The sequence below is a fragment of the Pseudomonas sp. SIMBA_067 genome (assembly GCF_046534675.1).
In the GTDB taxonomy this organism is placed as follows: Bacteria; Pseudomonadota; Gammaproteobacteria; order Pseudomonadales; family Pseudomonadaceae; genus Aquipseudomonas; species Aquipseudomonas putida.
Genome location: NZ_JAWRYH010000539.1, coordinates 1 through 267 on the forward strand (window position 1 = coordinate 1; position 267 = coordinate 267).

At 65.9% G+C, this 267-nt stretch carries 1 pseudogene; it reads left to right on the forward strand.

What is annotated here, in order from left to right:
* A pseudogene (locus SB765_RS30230) lies at nt 1–267 on the forward strand (sensor histidine kinase); the annotation flags it as partial.

The window sequence follows — 267 nt, forward strand, 5'->3', positions numbered from 1 at the left end:
GCTGGCTGAAACACGCCAGTACGACAAACAGCCGCTGGTGCCCCTGCAGCACCAGGTGCTGACCCGTTTTGCCGAGTACAGCACCCTTAGCCGCGTGGAAGGCCCGCAGGGCAGTGCCGAGTACCTGTGGGAAAGCCTGCCGCTGGAAGGTGACCACTGGACCTTGCACCTGTTGCGCAAGCCACAGGTGGCCGCCGATGGCCGCAATGCCGCCTTGGGCGCCGCAGCCGTGTGGCTGAGCTTGGTGTTCGCCGCCCTGTTCGTCAG